General features: G+C 46.7%; 20 protein-coding genes, 1 tRNA gene and 1 pseudogene. 14 read left to right on the plus strand and 8 right to left on the minus strand.

The features are described from left to right. Nucleotides 1-393 precede the first annotated feature (393 nt). From G517_RS0111065 to G517_RS0111080, 4 genes are all read left to right on the plus strand, one after another. Nucleotides 394-1,164: a ParA family protein gene (locus G517_RS0111065; RefSeq protein ID WP_028304467.1), complete on the plus strand. Its 771-nt coding sequence runs from the start codon at nucleotides 394-396 to the stop codon at nucleotides 1,162-1,164. 384 nt (nucleotides 1,165-1,548) lie between these two features. Beyond that, nucleotides 1,549-2,556 carry a DctP family TRAP transporter solute-binding subunit gene (locus G517_RS0111070; RefSeq protein ID WP_028304468.1) on the plus strand — a complete coding sequence of 336 codons (1,008 nt, stop codon included), beginning with the start codon at nucleotides 1,549-1,551 and terminating at the stop codon, nucleotides 2,554-2,556. A gap of 63 nt (nucleotides 2,557-2,619) precedes the next feature. Then, nucleotides 2,620-3,114, plus strand: a complete 495-nt coding sequence (locus tag G517_RS0111075) for a TRAP transporter small permease (protein WP_028304469.1) — start codon at nucleotides 2,620-2,622, stop codon at nucleotides 3,112-3,114. Next, nucleotides 3,104-4,408 (plus strand): TRAP transporter large permease, encoded by a 1,305-nt coding sequence (locus tag G517_RS0111080; protein WP_028304470.1) that lies wholly within the window; start codon nucleotides 3,104-3,106, stop codon nucleotides 4,406-4,408. Before G517_RS0111075 ends, G517_RS0111080 begins: the two co-directional genes overlap by 11 nt. 94 nt (nucleotides 4,409-4,502) lie before the next feature. On the opposite strand, the gene G517_RS0111085 is transcribed toward G517_RS0111080, so the two are convergent. Further along, a complete protein-coding gene (locus G517_RS0111085) occupies nucleotides 4,503-5,387 on the minus strand; it encodes a sulfurtransferase (RefSeq protein ID WP_028304471.1) in 885 nt (294 codons plus the stop codon). A gap of 216 nt (nucleotides 5,388-5,603) precedes the next feature. On the opposite strand from G517_RS0111085, the gene nfo reads away from it, so the two are divergent. The 5 genes from nfo (at nucleotide 5,604) to G517_RS0111115 (ending at nucleotide 9,826) form a co-directional block, all read left to right on the plus strand. After that, on the plus strand, nucleotides 5,604-6,461 hold the full coding sequence (nfo, locus tag G517_RS0111090; RefSeq protein WP_028304472.1) for a deoxyribonuclease IV: 858 nt from the start codon (nucleotides 5,604-5,606) through the stop codon (nucleotides 6,459-6,461). Nucleotides 6,462-6,558: 97 nt separating this feature from the next. Beyond that, nucleotides 6,559-7,347 (plus strand): tRNA (guanine(46)-N(7))-methyltransferase TrmB, encoded by a 789-nt coding sequence (gene trmB, locus G517_RS18800; RefSeq protein WP_051206328.1) that lies wholly within the window; start codon nucleotides 6,559-6,561, stop codon nucleotides 7,345-7,347. Nucleotides 7,348-7,356: 9 nt separating this feature from the next. Then, the gene (locus tag G517_RS18805; protein WP_051206330.1) at nucleotides 7,357-8,091 is read left to right on the plus strand and encodes an SIR2 family NAD-dependent protein deacylase; all 735 of its coding nucleotides are present in this window, start codon (nucleotides 7,357-7,359) and stop codon (nucleotides 8,089-8,091) included. 105 nt (nucleotides 8,092-8,196) lie between these two features. Then, entirely contained in the window at nucleotides 8,197-8,901 is a 705-nt protein-coding gene (locus G517_RS18810) for a tRNA-uridine aminocarboxypropyltransferase (protein WP_051206332.1), read from the plus strand. Nucleotides 8,902-8,938: 37 nt separating this feature from the next. After that, entirely contained in the window at nucleotides 8,939-9,826 is an 888-nt protein-coding gene (locus G517_RS0111115) for a hypothetical protein (RefSeq protein ID WP_028304473.1), read from the plus strand. A gap of 54 nt (nucleotides 9,827-9,880) precedes the next feature. Here the strand turns inward: G517_RS0111115 and trxB are convergent, their stop codons facing one another. The 4 genes from trxB to G517_RS0111145 form a co-directional block, all read right to left on the minus strand. Then, nucleotides 9,881-10,834, minus strand: coding sequence for a thioredoxin-disulfide reductase (gene trxB / locus G517_RS0111120; RefSeq protein WP_028304474.1), 954 nt, complete (start codon nucleotides 10,832-10,834; stop codon nucleotides 9,881-9,883). 542 nt (nucleotides 10,835-11,376) lie between these two features. Next, on the minus strand, nucleotides 11,377-11,580 hold the full coding sequence (locus G517_RS0111130) for a CPXCG motif-containing cysteine-rich protein (protein ID WP_102043367.1): 204 nt from the start codon (nucleotides 11,578-11,580) through the stop codon (nucleotides 11,377-11,379). Between the two features lie 318 nt (nucleotides 11,581-11,898). After that, nucleotides 11,899-12,732, minus strand: coding sequence for an inositol monophosphatase family protein (locus tag G517_RS0111140; protein ID WP_036591276.1), 834 nt, complete (start codon nucleotides 12,730-12,732; stop codon nucleotides 11,899-11,901). A gap of 404 nt (nucleotides 12,733-13,136) precedes the next feature. Continuing rightward, nucleotides 13,137-13,213 (minus strand) — tRNA-Met (locus tag G517_RS0111145). A gap of 256 nt (nucleotides 13,214-13,469) precedes the next feature. On the opposite strand from G517_RS0111145, the pseudogene G517_RS18815 reads away from it, so the two are divergent. The 5 genes and pseudogenes from G517_RS18815 (at nucleotide 13,470) to sbcB (ending at nucleotide 17,617) form a co-directional block, all read left to right on the plus strand. Then, a pseudogene (locus G517_RS18815) lies at nucleotides 13,470-14,109 on the plus strand (SDR family NAD(P)-dependent oxidoreductase). Nucleotides 14,110-14,239: 130 nt separating this feature from the next. Further along, nucleotides 14,240-14,935, plus strand: a complete 696-nt coding sequence (minC, locus tag G517_RS0111155) for a septum site-determining protein MinC (protein ID WP_028304478.1) — start codon at nucleotides 14,240-14,242, stop codon at nucleotides 14,933-14,935. 75 nt (nucleotides 14,936-15,010) lie between these two features. After that, nucleotides 15,011-15,823: a septum site-determining protein MinD gene (gene minD / locus G517_RS0111160; RefSeq protein ID WP_028304479.1), complete on the plus strand. Its 813-nt coding sequence runs from the start codon at nucleotides 15,011-15,013 to the stop codon at nucleotides 15,821-15,823. Next, complete coding sequence (gene minE, locus G517_RS0111165; protein ID WP_028304480.1) at nucleotides 15,820-16,080, plus strand: cell division topological specificity factor MinE; 261 nt, start codon at nucleotides 15,820-15,822, stop codon at nucleotides 16,078-16,080. The genes minD and minE overlap by 4 nt, the downstream gene beginning before the upstream one ends. Before the next feature lie 91 nt (nucleotides 16,081-16,171). Then, nucleotides 16,172-17,617, plus strand: a complete 1,446-nt coding sequence (gene sbcB, locus G517_RS0111170; RefSeq protein WP_028304481.1) for an exodeoxyribonuclease I — start codon at nucleotides 16,172-16,174, stop codon at nucleotides 17,615-17,617. A gap of 111 nt (nucleotides 17,618-17,728) precedes the next feature. On the opposite strand, the gene G517_RS18820 is transcribed toward sbcB, so the two are convergent. From G517_RS18820 to G517_RS18825, 3 genes are all read right to left on the minus strand, one after another. Beyond that, nucleotides 17,729-20,563, minus strand: a complete 2,835-nt coding sequence (locus G517_RS18820; protein ID WP_169447910.1) for an insulinase family protein — start codon at nucleotides 20,561-20,563, stop codon at nucleotides 17,729-17,731. Nucleotides 20,564-20,828: 265 nt separating this feature from the next. Next, nucleotides 20,829-21,512 carry an SOS response-associated peptidase gene (locus tag G517_RS0111180; RefSeq protein WP_028304482.1) on the minus strand — a complete coding sequence of 228 codons (684 nt, stop codon included), beginning with the start codon at nucleotides 21,510-21,512 and terminating at the stop codon, nucleotides 20,829-20,831. Next, the gene (locus tag G517_RS18825) at nucleotides 21,512-22,759 is read right to left on the minus strand and encodes a GGDEF domain-containing protein (protein WP_051206335.1); all 1,248 of its coding nucleotides are present in this window, start codon (nucleotides 22,757-22,759) and stop codon (nucleotides 21,512-21,514) included. The genes G517_RS0111180 and G517_RS18825 overlap by 1 nt, the downstream gene beginning before the upstream one ends. Nucleotides 22,760-22,995 lie beyond the last annotated feature (236 nt).

The raw sequence follows: 22,995 nt of genomic DNA on the forward strand, positions 1-22,995 counted from the left end.
CAACGATCGGAGTCGCAACGATAATAGATCGCTAAGATGACTAGGGTGTCATCTATTGGCTTCGTTCGTTGGGGATGGCTGATAGGTATTACACAACCTTGAAGCCAAACTCTGTGGTAGTTGGCGACGTTAAAATGAAACGCCGCCTTAAAAAATTAGGCCGAGAATGTTATCACTTAGAAAAGGGCGCGGCTATGGCTGAATGCCCGCCAAGCGCGGATTTTATCCCTGTATTTGTGTCTTTTGGGGGAAATTAATAAGGGGATCTGTCTCTCTTTTTAGCGTATTTTTTAGTGCGCTTATAGACTCGACCCTGAGCCGTAAAATGAATACACTCAATATTATGCTGCAGTGCCGAATAAACGCTTGCACAACTGCAAAGAGGGAGACGTTATGATCAGGGTAGTTTTCAACCAGAAAGGCGGTGTGGGTAAATCAAGTATCACCTGTAATTTGGCTGCTATTAGCGCCAGCAAAGGGCTAAAAACCCTTGTGGTCGACTTAGATCCCCAAGGTAATTCGAGCCATTATCTCATTGGCAAAGCGGTTCAAGATATAGACCATACACTGTTTGATTTCTTTGAACAGTGCTTGGCTATTTCGTCCCAACGTAAAACCATGGAACAGCTTATTCAACCGACACCGTGGGATAACTTGCATGTACTACCGGCCCATCGTGATCTGGAAAGCTTAGAGGGGAAATTAGAATCCCGCTACAAAATCTACAAGCTAAAAGAGATGTTACAAGAGCAGGCTAAAATTTATGATCAAATTTTTATCGATACACCCCCTGCGCTTAATTTCTTCTCCCGCTCGGCACTGATTGGTGCCGAGCGCTGCTTAATACCTTTTGATTGTGATGCTTTTTCTCGGCATGCTTTAGGGCAGCTTTTGGGTAATATTGATGAGATGCGTACCGATCATAATCCTGATTTAACGGTTGAGGGCATTATTGTTAACCAGATGCAGCCACAGGCTAAATTACCGCAACAGTTGGTGCGTGAATTGTTAGCAGAAGGTCATCCGGTACTGTCGGTGCATTTAATGTCATCGGTTAAAATGCGCGAGTCCCATCAGCAGAATAAACCGCTGATTCACTATGTGCCTAAGCATAAGTTGACTGGGCAATTTATAGCGCTGTTTGAGGCGTTATCAAAAGAATAATGTTTATATTTCGAAGTTCGAGGTCTTCTCTGATGATTTCTAGACAGCAAAATGCAATCTAAATCATGGGTTTGCTGGTCTAGAAAGTTTGCGTCGACCTTGCGCCGCTTTCTAAGCGAAAGACCTCATTTGTAAACGAGCGTTTTAAAAAATAGTGATGCGTGGGTTGAAGGTGTTTGGACTTTAGTCGATGTTTTTCTGGCAGCTCCCTCTCTAAACGTTATCTTTGCCAAACATATTGCAGAAATAAGGTATTTCGTTTTGCGCGAGCTTTCCCTTCCCCTTTATAATCATTCCCATAGTGACCAACTACCCTATAACTCAAATCGGTCGCTTTATAATGCAATCCCTGCCTGCTACACCATAACAATTAGGACATGACATATGTTTAAACGTCGTACTTTTATGACCGCCATTGCTGCTTGCTTGCTGATAAGCCCGATCGCTAGCGCTGAATACAAAACGGAATACACCGTTTCTACTGTACTGCCTTCTGCCTTCCCTTGGGGACAGGCTGCTGATAAATGGGTCGAGCTGGTTAAAGAACGCTCAGAAGGCCGTATTAATATGAAGATCTACAGTAACTCTCAGTTGGTCTCTGGTGACCAAACGAAAGAGTTTTCGGCGATGCGCTCTGGCCTGATTGATATGGCTGTGGGTTCTACGATTAACTGGTCGCCACAGGTGCCAGAACTAAACCTATTCTCCCTACCTTTCTTAATGCCTGATCATGCGGCTATTGATGCGATTACTGGAGGGGAAGCCGGTAAGGCTGTCTTTAAGGGCATCGAGAAACGTGGCGTTACGCCACTGGCTTGGGGTGAAAATGGTTTCCGTCAGCTGTCTAATTCTAAACAGAAAATTGATAAGCCTGAAGATCTTAAAGGTTTGAAAATCCGTGTCGTAGGTTCGCCTCTATTCCAAGATACGTTTACCGCTTTGGGTGCTAACCCTACTCAGATGAGCTGGGCGGATGCAAAACCTGCATTAACCACAGGTGCCGTTGATGGACAGGAAAACCCTATCTCTGTTTTTGATGTGGCGCGTATTGATCAGGTTGGTCAGGCTCACCTAACGCGCTGGGGTTATATGGCGGATCCTTTGGTGTTTGGTGTTAGTACTCGGGTGTGGCGTCAGTTCTCACCAGAAGACCAAAAACTGCTAAAACAAGCGGCTATTGACGCAGGTAAATGGGAAAAAGAAAAATCCCGTAGCGAACTAGAGGCAACGCTGGCGAGAATTAAAGAGCGCGGCATAACCGTAACGGATCTGACCGCAGAGCAACATGCTGCCTTTGTTAAGGCAACTCAGTCTGTTTATCAAAAGTGGACACCGCGCATTGGTGAAGAACTGGTAAAGCAGGCTCAAGAAGCGGTTGCTAATCGCAAGTAATTCTGTGTGTTTGCTTAAACGCCCGCCCATTGTGCGGGCGTTGTTGCTTTGATGGAGACTGAAATGTCAACTCGCCGTCCTAAATTCAGGCCTGAGGCCTGGCTTGCCAGTTTGGCATTGATCGCGATCTGCTTGATCAGCCTTGGTAATGTTATTGTTCGCTATGCAACGGATGCTTCTTTTGCCTTCACCGAAGAATTCTCGGTATTTTTTCTGGTGTTACTGACCTTTGCTGGTGCTGCGGTGGCTGCTCGTCACAACCAGCATATTCGTATTGAGTTAATTGAGCATCATCTGCCCAAGCCTCTACTTCGTGTGGTTTATGTACTGCAATGGCTGGCCGGTATGGTCGTGCTGGGTATCACTGCTTGGTACGGCGCTATTTTTGCGCTTGAAGAGTACCAATGGGAATCCTTGTCACCAGGGTTGGGGTTACCTAGTTGGATCTATGTTATCTGGTTACCGTTAATGGCAGTGGCGATCATGATACGGATGACTCAAAACCTAGTGGATCGACAGCGTGGCAAGCTTGACGAGGAGGTTGTGCATGAGTCCTGATCTATTAATGATTGCCAGCTTCTTACTGGCATTACTGCTAGGTGTTCCTGTGGCGATCGCTCTGGGATTAGGCGGTGTCGTTGGTATTGTCACCGGCTTGTCGCCAGATATGCTGGCAACAATGGGCACCAATACCTATAACAGTGTTGCTAAGTACCCGCTGATTGCGATTCCGCTCTTTATCCTCACCGGACTTATTTTTGAGCGTGCTGGGGTGGCTGCAAGTCTTGTGCGGTTTGCTCAGGCGATTATCGGCCCCCGTCATGGTGGTTTGGCGGTGGTTGCGGTGCTGGTCTGCTTGATTATGGGTGGTATGAGTGGCTCTGGCCCTGCGGATGCCGCTGCTGTGGCGATGGTGATGCTGCCAAGTATGCGCAAAGCAGGTTATCCACAACCCTTCTCGGCTACGTTAATTGCGGCATCTTCGTCCACCGCTATTTTGATTCCTCCTTCTATTGCGTTGATTCTCTACTCCATTGTGGTGCCGGGTGTGGATCTGCGAGCACTGTTCGCTGCGGGTTTGTTTCCGGGTATTTTGGCAGGTTTGTCACTATTGGTACCGGCATTATGGTTGTCACGTAAACATGGCTGGGAAGATCCAGAAGCTTCAGAACGCCCACCAATATGGGAGAGTTTTAAAGCGGCTATTCCGGCATTATTTGCCCCGATCATTATTCTGGGTGGTTTGCGTTCCGGTCTCTTTACGCCAACGGAAGCGGCGGTTGTTGCGGTGACTTACGGTGTTATTGTGGGGAGTTTGATCTACCGGAATATCGGTTTTAAAGATCTTTTTGATCTGACAACGGATGCGGCGGTGACTTCTGGCGTGGTGATGTTGATTATCGCACTGGCGGGTATTTTTGCTTGGGCGGGGACTACGCTGGGCACTTTCCAGCATCTGGCCGAGGCGTTACTTTCGTTATCGGAAAGCGGTTGGGTGCTGTTGCTGTTGGTGATGCTGCTGGTGCTCTTGGCTGGTATGCTTTTGGATGCGGTTTCTATCTATCTGATCTTGATCCCCATTGTCTTACCGCTGATGCAGCACTTTGACTGGAATCCGGTTTGGTTCGGTATTCTACTCGCGATGAATATTGCCATCGGGCAGTTCACACCACCGGTTGCTGTTAACCTGATGGTGACGACTCGAATAGCCGGTATTCGATTAGAGCACACCATCGGCTGGGCGCTGATCTTTATCGTTGCGATGGCCTGTAGCTTGCTGTTGGTAATGCTGGTGCCAGGTATTGCGCTTTGGCTGCCAGAGAAACTGGGTTACGTGGTGGGGCCGTGGTAGTTTTGGTGTGATGACGGGCTCTCACGCAGACGTGAGAGCCAGGGCATTCCCTTATCTGGCTTGTTCCCACGTTCTGCGTGGGAATACTACCGCTTTACTCTCCGCTAACCTCATTCTCTCGGCCAGTCTCAATCGGGCGGATACTATCGGTAATCCATTCGCTCCATGAACCGGCATACAGGCGCGGTTCTGGTAGCTCTGCAATGACCGCGCCCAGCACCAGATGACACGCGGTGACACCAGAACCACAATAAACCGCTGTCGCTTGATCTGTATCCAAGGCACTAAGAGTTTCTTTCAGTTGCTCGGCGGGTAGGAACATTCCTTGCTCATTAACCAGTGTGGTAAAAGGCACGCACTGGGCACTTGGAATATGGCCTGCCACAGGGTCAATCGGTTCTACTTCTCCTGCGAAGCGCTCTAACCCTCGGGCATCTAATAATACAGGCTTTTTCAGTAGCAGCTGTTGGGCACTAATCAGTTTTTCATCCTGCCAACTTAGCTCTGACAGTGTGTTAGGCGTAGACGATTGCGAGTTGCTCTGTTGCTGCCCACTGGTCTCTGTGGTTAAGCCTTCCGCTAACCACGCATCTAAACCGCCATCAAGTACCTGTACCTGTTCTATACCTGCATAACGCAGCAACCACCACGCGCGAGCTGCCGCCATGGCTCCATTATTTTGATCGTAAACCACAACAGGACGCTCTACGGTAATGCCCCACTGCTGTAGCTGTTGGGCGAACGCTGCTTTATCCGGCAAGGGATGTCGGCCTGTTACACCGGCTTCCACGGGCGCGGATAGGTGCTGGTCAAGATCGGCATATTGAGCCTTAGGAATATGCTGGGCCATATAGGCTTCTTGGCCGGCGGCGGGGTCTTGCAAATAAAAGCGACAGTCCAGCACGATAGGGGCATCGGAAGATTGTAATTGTTGGCAAAGCTGTTGGGCATTAATTAAAGGGTGTGCAGTTGAAGGCATAACCAAGTCTCCCTGTGAGGTTCTTTGCTCTAGCATACCGCTATGGGATGAACGCGACTACTGTCTACATCGACTGTCGCCTGCTTAAGGGGAGAAGTTTTTAGGGATAGGCGGGTGCTTCGAGTACAATGGCCGCTTTTTTCTGCCGTCTCTATGGGAGTTAGTGTCGCTAACTAGGGATTAGATGAAAGGCTAGAAGAGGATTAGGAGAGCATAATGAAATATATCGGTGCCCACGTAAGCGCCAGTGGCGGTGTGTTTAATGCCCCTTTGAATGCGAAAGAGATCGGTGCCAATGCCTTTGCATTGTTTACTAAAAATCAGCGCCGTTGGCAGGCTAAGCCGCTGGATGACCTTTCTATTCGTAAGTTTAAGCATAACTGTGAAAAACATGGCTTTAAGCCAGAGCAGATCCTGCCCCATGACAGTTATCTGATTAACTTAGGGCACCCAGAAGCTGAGCCATTACAGAAATCTCGGGATGCTTTTCTGGATGAACTACAGCGTTGCGAACAGCTGGGTTTAACCTATCTAAACTTTCACCCTGGTAGCCATTTACGAAAAATCGACCAAGCCGATTGTTTAAGCCGTATTGCAGAGTCGATAGACTGGGCGCTGGCGCAGACGGAAGATGTGATCGCCGTGATTGAATGTACTGCCGGTCAGGGGAGTAACCTCGGCTGGCACTTTGACCATCTGGCGGCGATTATTGATCAGGTGGAAGATAAAAAGCGAGTGGGTGTTTGTTTGGATACCTGTCATATGTTTGCTGCGGGCTATGATATTCGTACCGCTGAGGTTTGTGATAAAACCTTTGCTGATTTTTCAGATACCGTGGGTTTTGACTATTTATACGGTATGCATCTGAACGATTCCAAAGGCGGCCTAAATAGTCGTTTGGATCGTCATCACAGCCTAGGTAAAGGCGAGATCGGGTTGGAAGGGTTTTGCTGGATGATGCAGGATCATCGTTTTGATGGCATTCCCTTGGTTCTGGAAACCATAGAGCCTGAGATCTGGGCGGATGAGATCCAGATGTTGCGTCGTTTTGAGCAAGGAGAAACCCCAGCATGAGTTTTGTATTAAAGGTTGATACGAGGTTCGTAGTAAAGATTGTGAGTCTAGCACTAAGGGTTGTAAACCCGAGACTAACGGTTATAGGGCTAACACGATGAAGCACCGGCCACACGGTAATAAAAGCTTTGGTAATTCTCGGGAGATTCATACTACCCAAGATGGCCCCCATGAAGGCTTGGCCGAGCGTGTTTTTAAACACTGCCGCCAGCCGTTTAAAAAGCCTTATCAGCAGCACAATATTGATGCCTTCAAGAAAGCTAATAACTGGCTACGGGGGCAAAACAAGCCGCTGATTCTGGATAGCTGTTGTGGCGTTGGTGAAAGCACCCGCCAATTGGCAGGGATGTTTCCCGATCATGCGGTGATCGGAGTTGATCAGTCGGAAGATCGCCTGAGCCGGAAGTTAGGCGAGTTGCCGAATAATGCCCTGTTAATTCGTGCCAATTTATTGGATTTTTGGCGGTTAGCGGTAGAGGCCGGTTGGCAGCCAGAGCGGCATTATTTGTTGTATCCAAATCCTTATCCGAAGAAAAGCCAGTTCAAACTGCGTTGGCAAGGTGGCCCTATGTTGCCCTATATCGCAGCGTTAGGAGGTCGCTTTGAGTGCCGTAGTAACTGGAAAATTTATGTGCAGGAAATGGCTCAGGCGGTTAGTCTGCTACGTTTGCCTACCTGCGATACCTTGGCTGATGATTTAAACCATATCAGTCAGGATTTTTTGGATAAACTGTCAGAACAAGTAGTGGCTATTGAACCTGAACCTGTATTAACGCCCTTTGAACGTAAGTATCTCGGCAGTGGGCAGCAGGTTTATCAGTGGGTGTTTAGTGAGCAAAATGCGCAGCAAGCCTCTAGGGACGATGAAGCGGATCAAATAGAATAAGGGCAGATGATGAGCGAGAACAAGCAAAAGCATATTGTGGTGTTAAGCGGTGCTGGTGTTAGTGCAGAAAGCGGTATTCAAACCTTCCGCGATGGCGATGGGTTGTGGGAAAAACATAATGTACAGGATGTTGCCACGCCAGAAGCTTGGCAGCGTGATCCAGAGCTGGTGCTACGCTTTTATAACGAACGCCGCGAACAGATCCGCAAGGCAGAGCCTAATGCTGCCCATAAAGCGATTGCCCATCTAGAAGACGGTTTTAAAGTGACCGTTATTACCCAGAATATCGATGACCTGCACGAGCGTGGCGGATCAACAGAGGTTTTACACCTGCATGGCGAAATCTTCAAAGCTCGTAGTACACTGGATGACCGCCTGATTCATAACCTAGGGCAGAGTGATATTCACCCTGGTGATATGTGTGATAAAGGGAGCCAATTACGTCCGCATATTGTTTGGTTTGGCGAAGATGTGCCCATGTATCCTATCGCACATGAAGTGACACAAATGGCGGATTTGGTGATTGTGGTGGGTACTTCGTTGCAGGTACAACCGGCTTCTTTTCTTGCGAGTGCCGCGCCCAGTCATGTTGCACGTATTGTTGTCGATCCTAAAGCCTCTGCGGATACCCCAGCGTTTTATCTGCGCGAGCCTGCCGGTAGTGCTATGCCGGTACTGGTGGATTATCTTCTGGCAAACGGCATTGACGATCTGTCCGGTATTCCTGGTTTGCAGCACGCTTGATACCCGTTAACAGCGTCTTTTTGCATAACTCGTTCCCATGCTCCGCGTGGGAATGCATAACCCTGAACACCGATTCTCTAACACTCATCCCCGGAAACTTACTGAATGTCCAAGCCGTTTTCTCTGCCTATGCCACCGGCCCCTGATACACCCCGTAAACCGTTCGCCGCCCGAGGTTCCCGAGTGACGCGTTGTACGGGTTGTTTGATGGCGAAGAATTACTGTATTTGTGATCTACGGCCAGAAAACGTCCGTTGCCGTGCTCAGGTCTGGCTGATCATGCACCCGGAGGAGATCTACAAACCGACCAACACCGGTCGTTTGCTGGCGGACTGCCTGCCACAGACTCAGGTGTTTTACTGGTACCGCACCAGTCCAGATCTTAAACTGCTGGCGTTGTTAGCAGACGAGCAGTACCAGCCTTTTATTATCTTCCCAGATGATATGGAGGATTACGCCCATCGGGTAGTGTCTTTTGAACCGGAGCGGGAAAAGTTACCGGAGAAGATTCCGGTATTTATTATTCTGGATGGCACCTGGCGACAGGCGCGGCGGATTTTCCGCAAGAGCCCGTATCTGGATAACCTGCCGGTACTGCCGTTAAAAACCGACCGCCTGACCCGTTACGCCCTGCGTAAACCCGCCAGTGATCAGCACCTGTGTACCGTGGAAGTTGGCATCGAGTTGTTAAAACAGGCCGGGGAAAGTGAAGCGGCAGACACCGTGGAAAACTACTTCGCCGCCTTTAACCGCCGCTACGCAGAGTCCCGTGGCTTACGGGATGAAGTGGAAGCGCGTTTGAATCGTTAGTTGTAGCAAAATATTAAGTAGCATAGAGGGTTAGGAAATGGACTTCATCGGTTATTTAGCTAACTGTTTAATCAATGGTCAAGAGATGGTCGAACTGAGATCAAATTATAGGGTTCGATCATTGATTAGGCTAAAGTTGGCGGGTTATGACTTAGAGTTGTATCAGTCTGATAGCGCTTTCCCGCAACACCGCTCGAAAGTCGCCGGTCAGTTGTTCCCAAGTACTAAATTTATTGTGCATGATATTTCTGAGAAAGATATAGATGTTCTTAAGAGTGTTGGGTACTCACTGGCGAATTTGATGAGTTTTGGCACTGATTCTCAAGTTAGATTTTATAGATGGAAGTTAAGCCCTGTATCTAGAGGCGAAGAGTGGTTTACGATGGGTGTTGTTGGTGCACACAGGCCTGTCGTTAATGTCTTGTTAGGAGATGAGGTTAAACATTTTATTGAATGCTGTTTTCCTCAATTCGAGAAGTATCGAGAGGAGCGTTTTTTACCGCAGGTCTTTGAGTATTATGTCCTGGCCGATTGCGTCGATCTTCCGATGGAGGTAAAGCTTGCGAATTTGTTTATCCTTCTGGAGAATCTGAAACATTCTTTTGCCTCAATGAGCAGCAATTTCTTCTTTAAGAATGGCTTTTTCTACAGAGTCACAAATAAGAAAAATCGAGCAAGCTTTCGAGAAATTCTTGAAGAGATGTTTCAAGAGCAAGGTATGGAGCCGGACTTAGCTAAAATTGTAAAATTGAGGAATGACATAATCCATACAGGTCTTTGTGGCTTGGAGCTGGAAGAAATGTTTGAACTCTATGCGAGTATTAAAGACATAGTTGCTGAATATTTGTTAAAGCTCTTAGGTTTTGAAGGCCAGTATCTTATTTACAGTTCTTCAGGTAGAAAGTTTCAAAATATGAATTGTTAAAAATCCCCGCTATTGAGCGGGGATTTTTTTCTGGCGTTCAGCAGAAGACGCTGATTAGCCCTGGCTGTCCAGGAAGCGTTCTGCGTCCAGTGCTGCCATGCAGCCGGTGCCGGCTGAGGTGATCGCCTGACGGTAGACGTGATCCATAACGTCACCTGCGGCATAAACACCTTCGATGCTGGTTTGGGTGGCGTTGCCTTCCAGACCGGATTGTACTTTCAGGTAGCCGCCGTTCATCTCCAGCTGACCTTCAAAGATGCCGGTGTTTGGCTTGTGGCCGATGGCGATAAATACGCCCATCACACTGATCTCCTGGGTGGCATCGCCTTCGGTGGCTTTCAGGCGCAGGCCGGTAACGCCCATGTCATCACCCAGAACTTCGTCCAGTGTGTGATTCCAGATCACTTCGATATTGCCGTTGGCAACTTTCTCCATCAGTTTGTCCTGCAGGATCTTCTCAGAGCGCAGGCTGTCACGACGGTGGATCAGGGTGACTTTTTTGGCGATGTTAGACAGGTACAGGGCTTCTTCAACAGCGGTGTTACCACCACCGACAACCGCTACTTCCTGATTACGGTAGAAGAAACCATCACAGGTGGCACAGGCAGAAACACCTTTGCCCATGAAAGCTTCTTCGCTTGGCAGGCCCAGATACTGTGCGCTTGCGCCGGTGGCGATAATCAGCGCGTCACAGGTGTAGGTGCCGCTGTCGCCTTTCAGGGTGAAGGGGCGCTGGGTCAGTTCCACTTCGTTGATGTGGTCGAAGACGATTTCGGTGTCGAAGCGCTCGGCGTGTTTACGCATGTCTTCAACCAGCTGAGGGCCCTGAATACCGTCAAATGCACCGGGCCAGTTATCCACGTCGGTCGTGGTGGTCAGCTGACCGCCCATCTGCATACCTGAGATGATGACAGGCTTCAGGTTGGCGCGGGCGGCGTAGACGGCTGCGGTGTAACCTGCAGGGCCGGAACCCAGAATAATCAGTTTCTCGTGACGGTTTTCGCTCATGGTGCTCTCCCGGCGAGCCGTGTGTGGCTCTGGTTAATACGTCAATAATCAAGTGATGATCTTGTTCGTTGCAGATCTATATGGGGGCGGCGGGCCTAATTACCAGCTATGCCGCTCTGTGCTTTGCTCTTGTAAGCTCTGCTTCAATATGTTCTGGCTTTAATATGTTCTATTTTTATGATGATGACGGGATTTTAACAGAGTCTGAAAATTTGCGTGATCTTATAGCAGGGATTTTATTGGTAAGAGATGGGGTGCGCTAATGGAATGGACGAATGGTAAAGATAGATAAAACCGATAAATGCAACGGCTTAATAATAGGAAAGTCCCGTAAGCATGAGCCGTACGGGACTTTAATGAGGGTATAAATTCAATTGATCTTCTTTATGGCTTAACGTCTGTACAGACTTGAAAGGCTGCACTTTTTTCAATGTAAAATACCTGATCTGTAATGGGTCAAAAAATGGAACTCCTTCTATTTTCTGTTTGTGTTTACCTAGTGTGTCGGTGCTATGTCTAAATATGATTCTTAGCGTGATGGGTTATGCGTCATCCTCCCGTTTAAATTCAACCCCTAATAACTCACCTGTTATGCTAACACGTACCTGTATATGTATCGGTGCACAGCAGGTTTGGCAGTCTTCGTAATAATCCTGATCTCCTCCTGTTGTATCTACCGCTGTTTCCAGTGCGGAGCCGCAATAAGGGCATTGCCCGAAAACTTCGGTGAGCATCGCCTCTAACATAAAGGCTCCCTCCGATGACTTTTACTTATTCACTTTGCTTATGGCTATCTTCATCTCGTTCTGATGATGGTTCGTTTGAGGTTTTCTGTATGGCATTTTTTTCATGGCTTTATTTTGTGTTGATTGATTTTTTTGAACCTCCTTTTTTTGTTTTGGCTTTTTTGCTCTGGTGCTGATGATTTTGTGGGGTTGTTAAGGGCTTTTAATTTGATCAAGACTTCGCTTTACACTCGTAACTATAGTCAAGATTTTGCTCTGCACTGTTTTTTTCTATATTTTTTTCCATTTCAGTCTCTAGCGAAGGTTAGATGCTTGGATTTAGTCATCGGTGGAGGCTAATAGCTGTTCAAGCTGCGGGTATATCGTAGCGTTGGCGACGAGCATTTGCTGGCCATAAAGGCTTTCAGGGTAGTCCTTCGGGCAGCCATCTAAATGACCGGCTAAGGCTCCAGCTTGTAGCGCTATTAAGCGGGCGGCGGCAAAGTCCCAAGGGGATACGGTTTCATAGTAGCCATCAATACGACCGCTGGCGACATAGCAAAGATCAAGTGCTGCTGAGCCAATACGGCGAATATCCTGACAGTTATTTAATACACGATGAAGTCGAGGCATTAGTGTCGGAATTAACGTTTTATCGTAGGGAAAGCCGGTGGCAACTAAGGCTTTATGGAGTTCGGTGGTTTGGCTGACTTGAATGTCTTTACCGTTTAGCTTGGCGGCCTCTCCTTTGATTGCGGTGAATAACTCGTCTAAAAAAGGGTTATACACAACGCCAACTTTCACTTCACCCTGTTCAGCATAGGCAATGGAAATAGCAACATGGGGCAGGCCGTGGGCGTAATTTACGGTGCCGTCGATGGGGTCGATAATCCATAGCGGCTGGTACAGCGTGTCGGTGTCGGAATAATCAGGGGATGATTCTTCCGATAAAATACCGTGCTTAGGGAAGGATAGCTGCAATAGTGCGCGGATCATCTGGTCAGATTTTAAGTCTGCACTGGTGACTAATTCTTGGTTTTGTTTGTAATCCTCGGTGAACGCTTGGTTGTCTCGAAGATCCTGAATCAGTCGGCCAGCTTCTTTCGCAATCGCAACAGATTGTTGTAAGAGTTTTGCCAGTTGTGATGATGTGCTAGGGAGTGATGTGTCCATAAAAATGACTCCGAAAGGGTAGGGTTGATACCTTCTAGTTGGGTAGGGTTTTGTATCGTGACAAGATATACATAAGTGACTATTTATATAGAAGAAATACTTATCCGATAATAACGTTTTTTTATGTGGTTTTTTGTGACTAATAAGTCATTTTGATTGTGAGGACAGCTTAATTTTGGTAGCTTTAAGTATATCAGAGAAGCGTGTTATTTGATGTTGGGTAAGGTTCAACAGAGATAAACAGGCAAGGATAAGAAATAGGTAGTGGGCAGGTAACAGGTAAGTAGTGGGCAGGTAACAGGTAAGTAGTGGGCAGGGATTGTTATGTGGCTATGGAAGGTTAGTTATGAAGTGCTCAGGCATAAAAAAAGCCAGATTCCGAAGAATCTGGCTTTCTCTGAAGTTGGTAGCGGGGGCCGGATTTGAACCGACGACCTTCGGGTTATGAGCCCGACGAGCTACCAGGCTGCTCCACCCCGCATCAGATGCATTGCATTATAGACTTAAACGATTGAATGTCAAAAGTTTTTTCGACAATTGTTAAATAAAGATTACATAGGGCGTTATAGGTCGTCTTGTAAGTGGTTTTGTCAGGCCTATAAGGGTTGGCGGTTGCGTCGAGAGATATAGGTATCTGACAGAAACCCTGTTTTAGTCATGGTTTTGTCACCGTGAATCCGTAAAACAGGTTATGTGAGAGTACAAGAAAGACATCTACAAGCAGAGGGAATGTAAAGATGAGTAAGAAAATCGCCGTAGTGACCGGTGGTACAGGTGGTATAGGGACTGCTATTTGTCGTCGTTTGTCTGATGATGGTTATAGTGTTGTTGCTGCATCGACTAACCAGGAAAAAGCACAGGCTTGGAAGGAATCAGAAAAAGCCGCTGGTTATGACTTTGTAACAGTGAAAATCGATGTAGGTGATTTTGACTCCTGCCAAGAAGGGTGCAAGCATATTGCAGAGACCATGGGGCCGATTGCGATTCTGGTTAATAATGCCGGTATTACTCGTGACGGTTTTATGAAAAAAATGAGTTGGGACCAGTGGCATCAAGTCCTGCAAACCAACCTTGATAGTGTTTTCAATATGAGCAAAGCTTGTCTTGATAATATGCTAGAGATGAAGTTTGGCCGTATTGTTAATATTTCTTCTATTAACGGTCAGAAGGGACAGATGGGGCAAACGAACTATTGCAACGGATATGATTATGAAGATTGATGAACCGATTCGTAATCAAATTATGGAAGGTATTCCTGTTGGGCGCTTCGGCAAACCAGAAGAGATTGCTCGCACGGTATCTTTTTTAGTGGCAGAGGATGCGGGTTTTATCACTGGATCTAACTTGGCTATTAACGGTGGCCAGCATATGAGTTAGGTATTTGTCCTTGTTTTGATAAAAAAGCCGGCATTGACCGGCTTTTTTTACGCCTAGACGATGATCATCTTGTATAATTGATCAATATCATATGAATTTTCATCTTTTAGCGAATACACGGGCGAGCGTTGTGCGATTAAACAGTAAAGAACAACCGTCAAGCTTTCAGTTTAAAGGGGGAAACCTAACGGTGACCACCCTTGAGTTAATGACTGCAAACTGCGCCGCCATAGAGCAGGAGTTGCAACAGCAAACGCGTCGTGCTCCTGCTTTTTTCAGCCAAACCCCTGTTGTTTTGGCTTTTGATCGGCTTAAACAAGAAACCGTTGCTCTGGAGTTGATCGTAGACACTTGTAAGCGAAATGGTTTGATACCTATTGCGGTACGCTGTTCGCAAGATGCCATCAAGCGATCAGCTTGGGCTTTGGGGTTGGGTTGGTTTCCTCTACAGGCTGACCGTCGATTAAGTGAAGTAAAAAAAGAGACGGATTGCGAGATTCGCAAGCCAACAAAAATAGTGCGTTCGACGGTACGTTCTGGGCAGCAAGTTTATGCAGAACATGCAGATCTGGTCATTCTTGGATCTGTGAATGAAGGTGCTGAAGTTATTGCCGATGGCAATATTCAGATCTGGGGTTCTTTGCGCGGGCGAGCCATCGCGGGCGCCCAAGGAGACTGTACCGTTGGGGTGCTTTGTCGGCAGATTCGAGCTGAGTTGGTTTCCATCGCAGGTACATTCCAAACATTTGATGCTTTTGCTTGGCCGGACGATAGTGAACGACCTGTTGAAGTGCGTTTAAGTAATGGTAGGCTCGTTATCGAGTAGATAGCGCCAGATAATAAGGTGCTATTTAACAAAAATGCTATAATACTCGATGGTTATATAAAGGGGAGAAGCCGTTTGGCTAAGGTAGTCGTTATAACATCAGGCAAAGGCGGCGTTGGTAAAACAACAAGCTGTGCCTCAATAGGTACTGCGTTGGCGATGCAAGGGCATCGTACAGTATTGATCGACTTTGATGTGGGGTTGCGTAACCTTGATCTTGTTATGGGTTGCGAGCGGCGTGTTGTTTACGATTTGATTAATATAACAACCGGCGAAGCGAAGTTAAGTCAGGCATTAATTAGAGATAAGCGCGTTGATAATCTGTATATGCTGCCGGCTTCTCAGACGCGGGATAAAGATGCCTTAACGTTTGAAGGAATTGAGCTCGTTATCAATGAGCTTAAACAAGAATTTGATTTTATTCTTTGTGACTCACCTGCGGGTATTGAGCGTGGCGCGGTGATGGCGATGTATTTTGCTGATGAAGCTATTGTTGTGACAAATCCTGAAGTTTCTTCTGTGAGAGACTCAGATCGTATTATTGGTTTATTAGATTCAAAAACGCGCCGTGCAGAGCAAGGTGAGTCGGTGCGCACCTGTTTACTGGTGACTCGCTACGATCCTGAGCGTGTTGAGCATGCCGATATGATGTCGGTACAGGATATCGAGGAGATACTGGCTATACCTCTTTCAGGTGTTATTCCAGAATCTCAGGCTGTTTTGAGAGCGTCAAACCAAGGAATACCGGTCGTGCATGACTCTGAGAGTGATGCAGGGCAAGCATATATGGATATGGCCGCTCGATTTTTAGGCGAAGACAGACCTATGCGTTTTATAGATTTTGAGCGAAAAGGGTTGTTCAGCCGGATGTTTGGAGGTCGACGGTGAAGCGTTTACGTAGTTTTTTTCAGAAAGAAGCATGCCCGTCGGCAGATGTGGCCTGCGAGCGATTAAAAATAATGATCAATCAAGATCGTATGCAGCGGAATCAACCTGAGTTTCTACCACGCTTACAAAGTGAGCTAATAGAGGTTATCCGGCGTTATACACAGTCCGATCAGGGGGATATTCAGATTAGCTATCACAATTTACCCCAGCGAACCCAAATTGAGTTAAATGTTTCCTGGCCTGCAACGCGTTCTTAGTGCCTAGTTAGGTACATGCCCATCGGGGTACAGTATTTATTTAGGATACAAATGCGGGCTTCAGGCCCTGGTAAAAAGAAGGACCTGAGTTTTGAGTTCACAGCCTACATTATTTTGGCATGATTATGAGAGCTTTGGTGCCGATCCTCGACGGGATCGCCCTGCGCAGTTTGCGGGGATTCGTACCGATTTAGAGCTTAATGAGGTAGCAGAGCCTGTTGAATGGTTCTGCCAGCCTGCGGATGATTTTCTACCTCATCCTGATGCCTGTTTGATTACAGGGATTACACCTCAGCAAGCTCAGCGGGATGGTTTGCCGGAAGCGGCGTTTATTGCTCATATTCATCATGAGCTAAGCCAACCCAATACCTGTGCCTTGGGTTATAACTCCCTTCGCTTTGATGATGAGATGACCCGTCATACGCTATATCGCAATTTTTATGATGCTTATGGACGTGAGTGGCAAAATGGTAATTCTCGCTGGGATATTATTGATGTCGCGCGTACAGCTTATGCGCTTCGTCCAGAGGGTATTGAGTGGCCGTTAAATGACCAAGGCTTACCCAGCTTTAAACTGGAGCATCTTACTGCAGCCAATGGCATTGTCCACGAGGGCGCGCATGATGCGGTGTCTGATGTGCGAGCAACCATTGCGCTGGCGCGTCTGATCCGAGATAAACAGCCCAAGCTGTATCAGCACCTTTTTGAACTGCGTAGCAAGCATAAAGTCTCCGATCAGCTTGACCTAACACGCCGTAAGCCGGTGTTACATATCTCTGGTATGTTTGGTGCTGCTCGAGGTAATGCCGCTATTGTTGTTCCGCTAGCGCTACATCCGACTAATAAAAATGGGGTTATCTGCTACGATTTGATGGCCGATCCTAGTGAGTTAGGGCGCTTATCGGCTGAAGAGATTCAGCGGCGCGTATTTACCGCGCAGGCGGATTTAGATGTCCCGCGTATCCCTCTAAAAGTTATTCATATCAACCGTTGCCCTGTGGTACTTCCGGTTAGCATGGTTGATGATTCAGTTGAGGCTAAGACTGGCCTAAGCCGTCAAACCTGTGAGGCCCATTGGCAAACTTTAGCTGGCCTAGGTGACCTTTCGGTTAAGTTGCAGGCGGTGTTTGGCATGGAGCCTGAGGGCGGTTTCGGCTCTGATGACCCTGATTTGATGTTGTATGGGGGTGGCTTCTTTGGCCGCCATGATAAAGACCAGATGGACATTATACGAGAAACCTCAGAGGATCATTTACCAGAGCTTATACCCAACTTCCAAGACCCGCGTTTGGATGAAATGTTTTTCCGCTACAAGGCTCGTAACTTTAAAAGCGGGTTAACCGGCGAAGAGCAAGAACAATGGGATAGCTATCGCTGGCAGCGGATTAATGATCCTGCCGTTAGTAATTTGACACCTGAGCAGTTTAATCAACGATTGATCGAGCTGAGTCAAACGGAGTTGTCGTCACGGGATCAGAATATTCTGGAGGATGTGGTACTTTATGTTGAATCATTGGTGCCATCACACCTTTTCTAGCTCTAATTTCTTGCGGTTACTTCTTTCTCTCCGTTAATAAAAAAGCGATAACACAGGGTGTTATCGCTTTTTTTATCTTCTATCGGTTAATTTCTGCCTTTAACGGCGACGCTAGTTTTCTATAACAGGCAGCTTAGCTTTCAGTCGGTTCGCCTGAGTGAATACTGACGTGCCGGGTTGATACTCAATGGTTAGTCGCCCAGTCTTGCCGTTGGCTATCTTGGATAAGAGTACGGCAATATCCGACTGTTTTAGACCTTTCACCGCGTTGGCAAGACGTGTGCGACGTTCAAAGTGGGTTTCATCCTGTGCCATTTCACGCCACAAACGTTGGGCTCGGGCTTGAAGGCGATCATCACTATCAAGAATTTTTGCCAGTAACCCTGCTTGCTGCTCCGTGAATTCCTGTTCGTTCATCTGGGCGAATTCTTCAGCAAATGCTTTGAGAAAAATATCGCTGCGTTCAGCAATATCCTCAGGTTTATGGCTAGGAGACTGTATGAGAAGGCTTAAGCCTGGTGTTTTTAACGTAGGATAGTAGCTGGCAAATACCACGTAGCCTAACTGTTGCTGTGTTCGCATCTCATGGTAGTAAGGGCTTTGTAGAATATGGGCCAGTAGCATCCAGCTTGCTTGCTGTTGATAGCTTTGTGGTTGGTCGTTTTGCTGGTTCTGGTTAAGAGCATCCTGCTCAGGGCTGTCCCCGTGACGTAACTCTGCCTGATAATACGACAACCATGCATTATCGTTATGTTCCAAAGCAGGCTTGTGGGTCAGCTTTTGTCCTTTAAGGCTTAAGGCTTTTACTCGTGGAACCTGGCTTTCTGTTAATGAAGGATCTAGGGCAGAAAAAACCTCTGCCAAGGTGGCTTCTGCTTCTTGCTGAGTAATATTGCCAACAATCATGCTCTGGATATGGAGCTTAGCTAAGAAGCGTGAGCGGAAGGCTTCCAGATCCGCAGGTTCCAACGACTCAATCTCAGCAAGTAGTGATTTTTCAGACCAGTTAGGTTGCATCAACACAGAGGATACTTCCCCTATTACTTGTCGATAAAGCGGCGCTTTATCAGCATTCTTCCAGCGTTTGATTAGACTCTGTTTGACGAGGGCAAATTGCTCATGATCAATGGCGGTCTGGGTCAGAGAATTGAGTAAGCGTTTAATCAAGACATTCTGTTTGGCATCATAGCCGCCCACTTGAAAGGTAATGCCGCGAACATGTTTGTAAACCGTGTAATCAAGCCCTGCAAGGCTGGCGGGATAAGCAAACTCGTTGCTGGACTCATTGAGCCAGCTTGCCAGCATCTGTGTGAGTACGGCAGACCTTGCTGATTCTGTGCTAACCGGTGACTGTAGGCTAAAATACTGCTGTGCTTTTGGGGTGTTGAATTCCGTGTCGGCTTTATACCAAAGTGTTGCCGATGGTGTGCGGCTTAGATTAATGGGTATGGCCATTTCAGGCAGCTCGGTTTTTATTTGCTGATTGGCGGCAATAAAAGGGTTTTTGACTGGTAGTTGAAAGAGATTGCTTGTTAGTGGTTCTATCTGCTTAGGGTCAAACTTCGCAAGATGGTAATCACCTTTGAACCAAGGTGACACTTGGTCGGTGTCTAGATCTTGGCTGATGCGTGTTAATAAAAGGTTCTGTGGCGTTAAATAGCTCAGATACTTTTTGATCAAGGGTGCGTCGAACGCTTCCATGGCATAAGGTGCATGGATCACTTGCTCAATAGGATAACGGGGCATGTTGTAGGCAACAGAGCTGACAAAGTGAATGGGTGCGCTTTGTTCCATATAGGCGAATGCTTGCTCTGAAAGTGTTTTTTGTTCTTCGTAGCGCCAAGCCTCAACGCCCTGTTGCTGAAGCAGGTTGATATAACCAAAGACTGCGTTAAGAACCGTTTTGTTATTGTCAAAACCCGCTTGGGTTAGATTGACCGTGATTGAGAAAAGAGATTCTTCTCCTGTGCTTAAGCCGCCTCCAGCGGAAAGGCCTGTTGCCCACCCCTGTGATTTTAAATAAGACAGCAGACTGCCTTTGCCTTCATGGCCGATTAGGCTGGCAAGATAGCTGGCAGGTTTCTTCTCATAGACGGCTAAAGTATCTGGCATCGGAAACTGTAGCTTCAGGGCATGGCGAGCTTGTAGTGGCTTAATATCCAGTTGTAGCGGCAGGCTGTCTTTTATGAATAGCGGCTGCGAGACTGTAAAACTATCTGCTTGGCGATTTTCGATGTTTTTAAATTTACTGCGAGCCATCTGCTCCAGCTCATCTAATGAATTATTACCCAGAATCACTAGGGACATACGGTTGGCAGAGTAATGTTTTTGGTAGAACGCTAGCATGGCATCCCGTGCAGATTGTTCTTTATCCTTGAGCGTTTCAAGGCTACCAGTACTAAAGCTACTGTACGGATGCTCTGGATTCAGCGCTTGTTTTAAAATATCAAACTGTTTGCGGCCATCGTCTCGGAGCTTGGATTGATACTCTGAGTGAACGGCATTCTTTTCCCGCTTCACGTAGGCTTCAGTAAAAAGTGGTGCAATAAAGAACTGGGCGAAGCGATCAAGGCTGGGTTCTAAGTGATTGCTGTCAACTTCAAAAAAGTAGTTCGTATCTCGATAAGACGTAAAGGCGTTATGACTGCCGCCATGTTTGCTAATAAAGCTTTGGTATTCACCTGCTTCAGGATATTTCTCGGTACCTAAAAAAAGCATGTGTTCGAGAAAGTGCGCAAGGCCTGCAAACTCTTTAGGGTCTTGTCCGCTACCGATTGCGACATTCATTGCCGCGGCTGCTTTATCTGCCTTAGGGTCTGATACGAGAACAACCGATAGTTTGTTATCTAGCATTAATGTGCGGTAACGACGCTCATCATTCAGGCTCGCGATAATTGGCGGCTGCTCTGACTGAGCGGAGGATGTTGTAGCATTTTTTGTAGGCATAGCATTACAAGCCGTAAGCATGAGTGATGAGATAAGCGTACAGGATAGCCAGATATTCTTTGGCATTTTTAATCGTTTGGTCATTATTGGTGGCATGGAGTGCTCGCTTTTGTTCAAACGGAAGATCCGCCGTAGACGATCAATATTCTTATGCTACTGATCTTGGTATAGCTTAAGACCTTGGCATAGCTTGAGGGTTCGTTAAGTTGCTCGTTCTGAAAGCTTTTTATCGACGACTCTATGTTTATGCGTGATTTAGTTAGCTCTAATTTGAGTCAGGCGTACTGGTTGAGAATCTAAATCGATGGCCGCTAGGTTCGGCTACAGCACGGGAGCGATTAGCGGGATTATTTACCAAGGGAGCAATAGGGTAGTAATCAAGATAGTCATTTTCAACAGCCGTTAGATAGGATTGTAAATCTGCATTAGGACTTAGCCAGTTAGTTGCTTCCTCCCTTGGAATGATGACAGGCATACGCTCGGATATATTCCCAATCATTTGATTGCTTGGCAGTGTCAGAATGGCGAAGGTGTCGTAGCCGGTTACGTCAGATGTTGCATAACGCGTTAAGATACCCGCTAAAAGAAAGGTTCTATTCTCAGGGCGGCGCACCGCAAATGGTCGCTTATGACGGGTATATTGCTGCCATTCATAATAGCCTGATACAGGAATAAGGCAGCGTTGCTGTAAGGCGTCTCGAAACATGGGCTTTTCGTCCAGAGATTCGACTCTTGCGGAATAAGGGCTGTTTTCAAGAATCTTGAGCCATTGAGGGCTATAACCCCAATAACCGTTACACAGCTCAATATCGACAATACCTTGTTTGATAATGCTAACAAACCCGCGAGGGGGTAAGTTGAAGCAAGTAATTAAAGGCTCTCGAATCTGTAATGGTTCATTCAGAAGTGTATCCGTATTAAAGGGTGTGACTATCAATCGACCTGTCATTAAGTACTTACCTTGTTACGTCCGCCGTGTTTGGCTCTATATAGGGCATCATCAGCAGCTTTAACGACTTGCTCTGGGGTTTTGTTAGCCCCTTCTTTTTGTGCGACTCCAATACTAATCGTTACAGAGACAGTGGACGGGTCTGTTTTTTTCGTTCCACGTCGACCCTTTCCACTTTTATCATCTTCTGGTCGATTGTCGTCACGTATTTTCATGGCGTAATTAGCAATTTCTTCTCGGACTATTTCTAAATGAGGCAGTGTATATTGCACATCACGATTGGAAAATAGAACCGTAAACTCTTCGCCGCCGTAGCGGTAGGCTTTGCCACCACCTGTCACCCTGCGAATTTTAGCAGCAACCATTTTAAGAACTTGGTCTCCTATATCGTGACCATAGGTGTCATTGAATTTCTTGAAGTGATCCACGTCCATCATAGCGATAGTGTAATTTCTACCAAGTTTGGCCAGTTGTTCGTTTAGGGCGCGGCGGCCAGGTAAGCCTGTAAGATCATCTTTGAAAGCCATGTTGAAGGTTTCATGGACAATGGCTCCAACGAGTAAAGCTCCTGCTAAAAACATAAAAACAGAAAGATAACCGGGAATTAAAATCTGTTGGCTGACAATAAAGAGAATAATCAGGGCGGAAAAAAGAGTCACATTAATAGTAGATGGTTGCCAGAATAATAGGCCAAGCATCGCCAGCATTGAAAAGAAAAACGAGTAAAAACCAATAGGTGACATGTTAACCCAATCAGGATGAAGTGCAGGCCATACCATTTGAGTTAAAAAATAGAGTGTTGGTTGGTGTTGGTATTCACAAATTAACCAGATAGCAAAAATTTGTGCACCCAGGGTCATTAACTTTGTGGGTAGGTCTGTAACCAGAGATCCTTTTTCCTGCCAAAAAGCAAAGAGCACAATATTCAGAGGCCCCAGAATAGTGACGGCATTAAAAACCATCTCAATGGTGAACTTACTCCATGACTGGCCTACACTGCTTAATAATGTCGTGTAACTCCAATACGCAGTCGCTAAGATCAGTAGTGTCATAAGAATCCGCAGACGCCCATAAATTAGGCTCAATGTAATTGCGGCAGTAAAAACGATATAAGGCGCTAACGAAAAAAGGTCCCTTACCGTAGGGGAAAGTGCTTGATAGCCGAAGTGGGCGATCGGGATAGTGATAATAAGCAAAAGCAGCGGTATCAGGGCTGACTCTTTTAATTTGAAGAGAATACGGATCACGACAACCTCACTGTCAACTGAAAGCCTAGATTAAAAGGTCGGTGGTGGAAAGCAAGTTTCTTAAGATGAAGAATTGTTAATCAGGGCACCTTGATCGATATGGATAAAAGTAAATGGGCTTAATTCGAAATAAAGCCTTGCACTCTCTTAGTTTGTGGGTATAATTTGCCCTCGTTGTCACAGAGCAAGTCTCTCGGCAACGGTTAACACTTTGTTTTCTATCACTTTTCTCCATA

It is taken from the genome of Oceanospirillum maris DSM 6286, from assembly GCF_000422865.1.
GTDB lineage: Bacteria > Pseudomonadota > Gammaproteobacteria > Pseudomonadales > Halomonadaceae > Oceanospirillum > Oceanospirillum maris.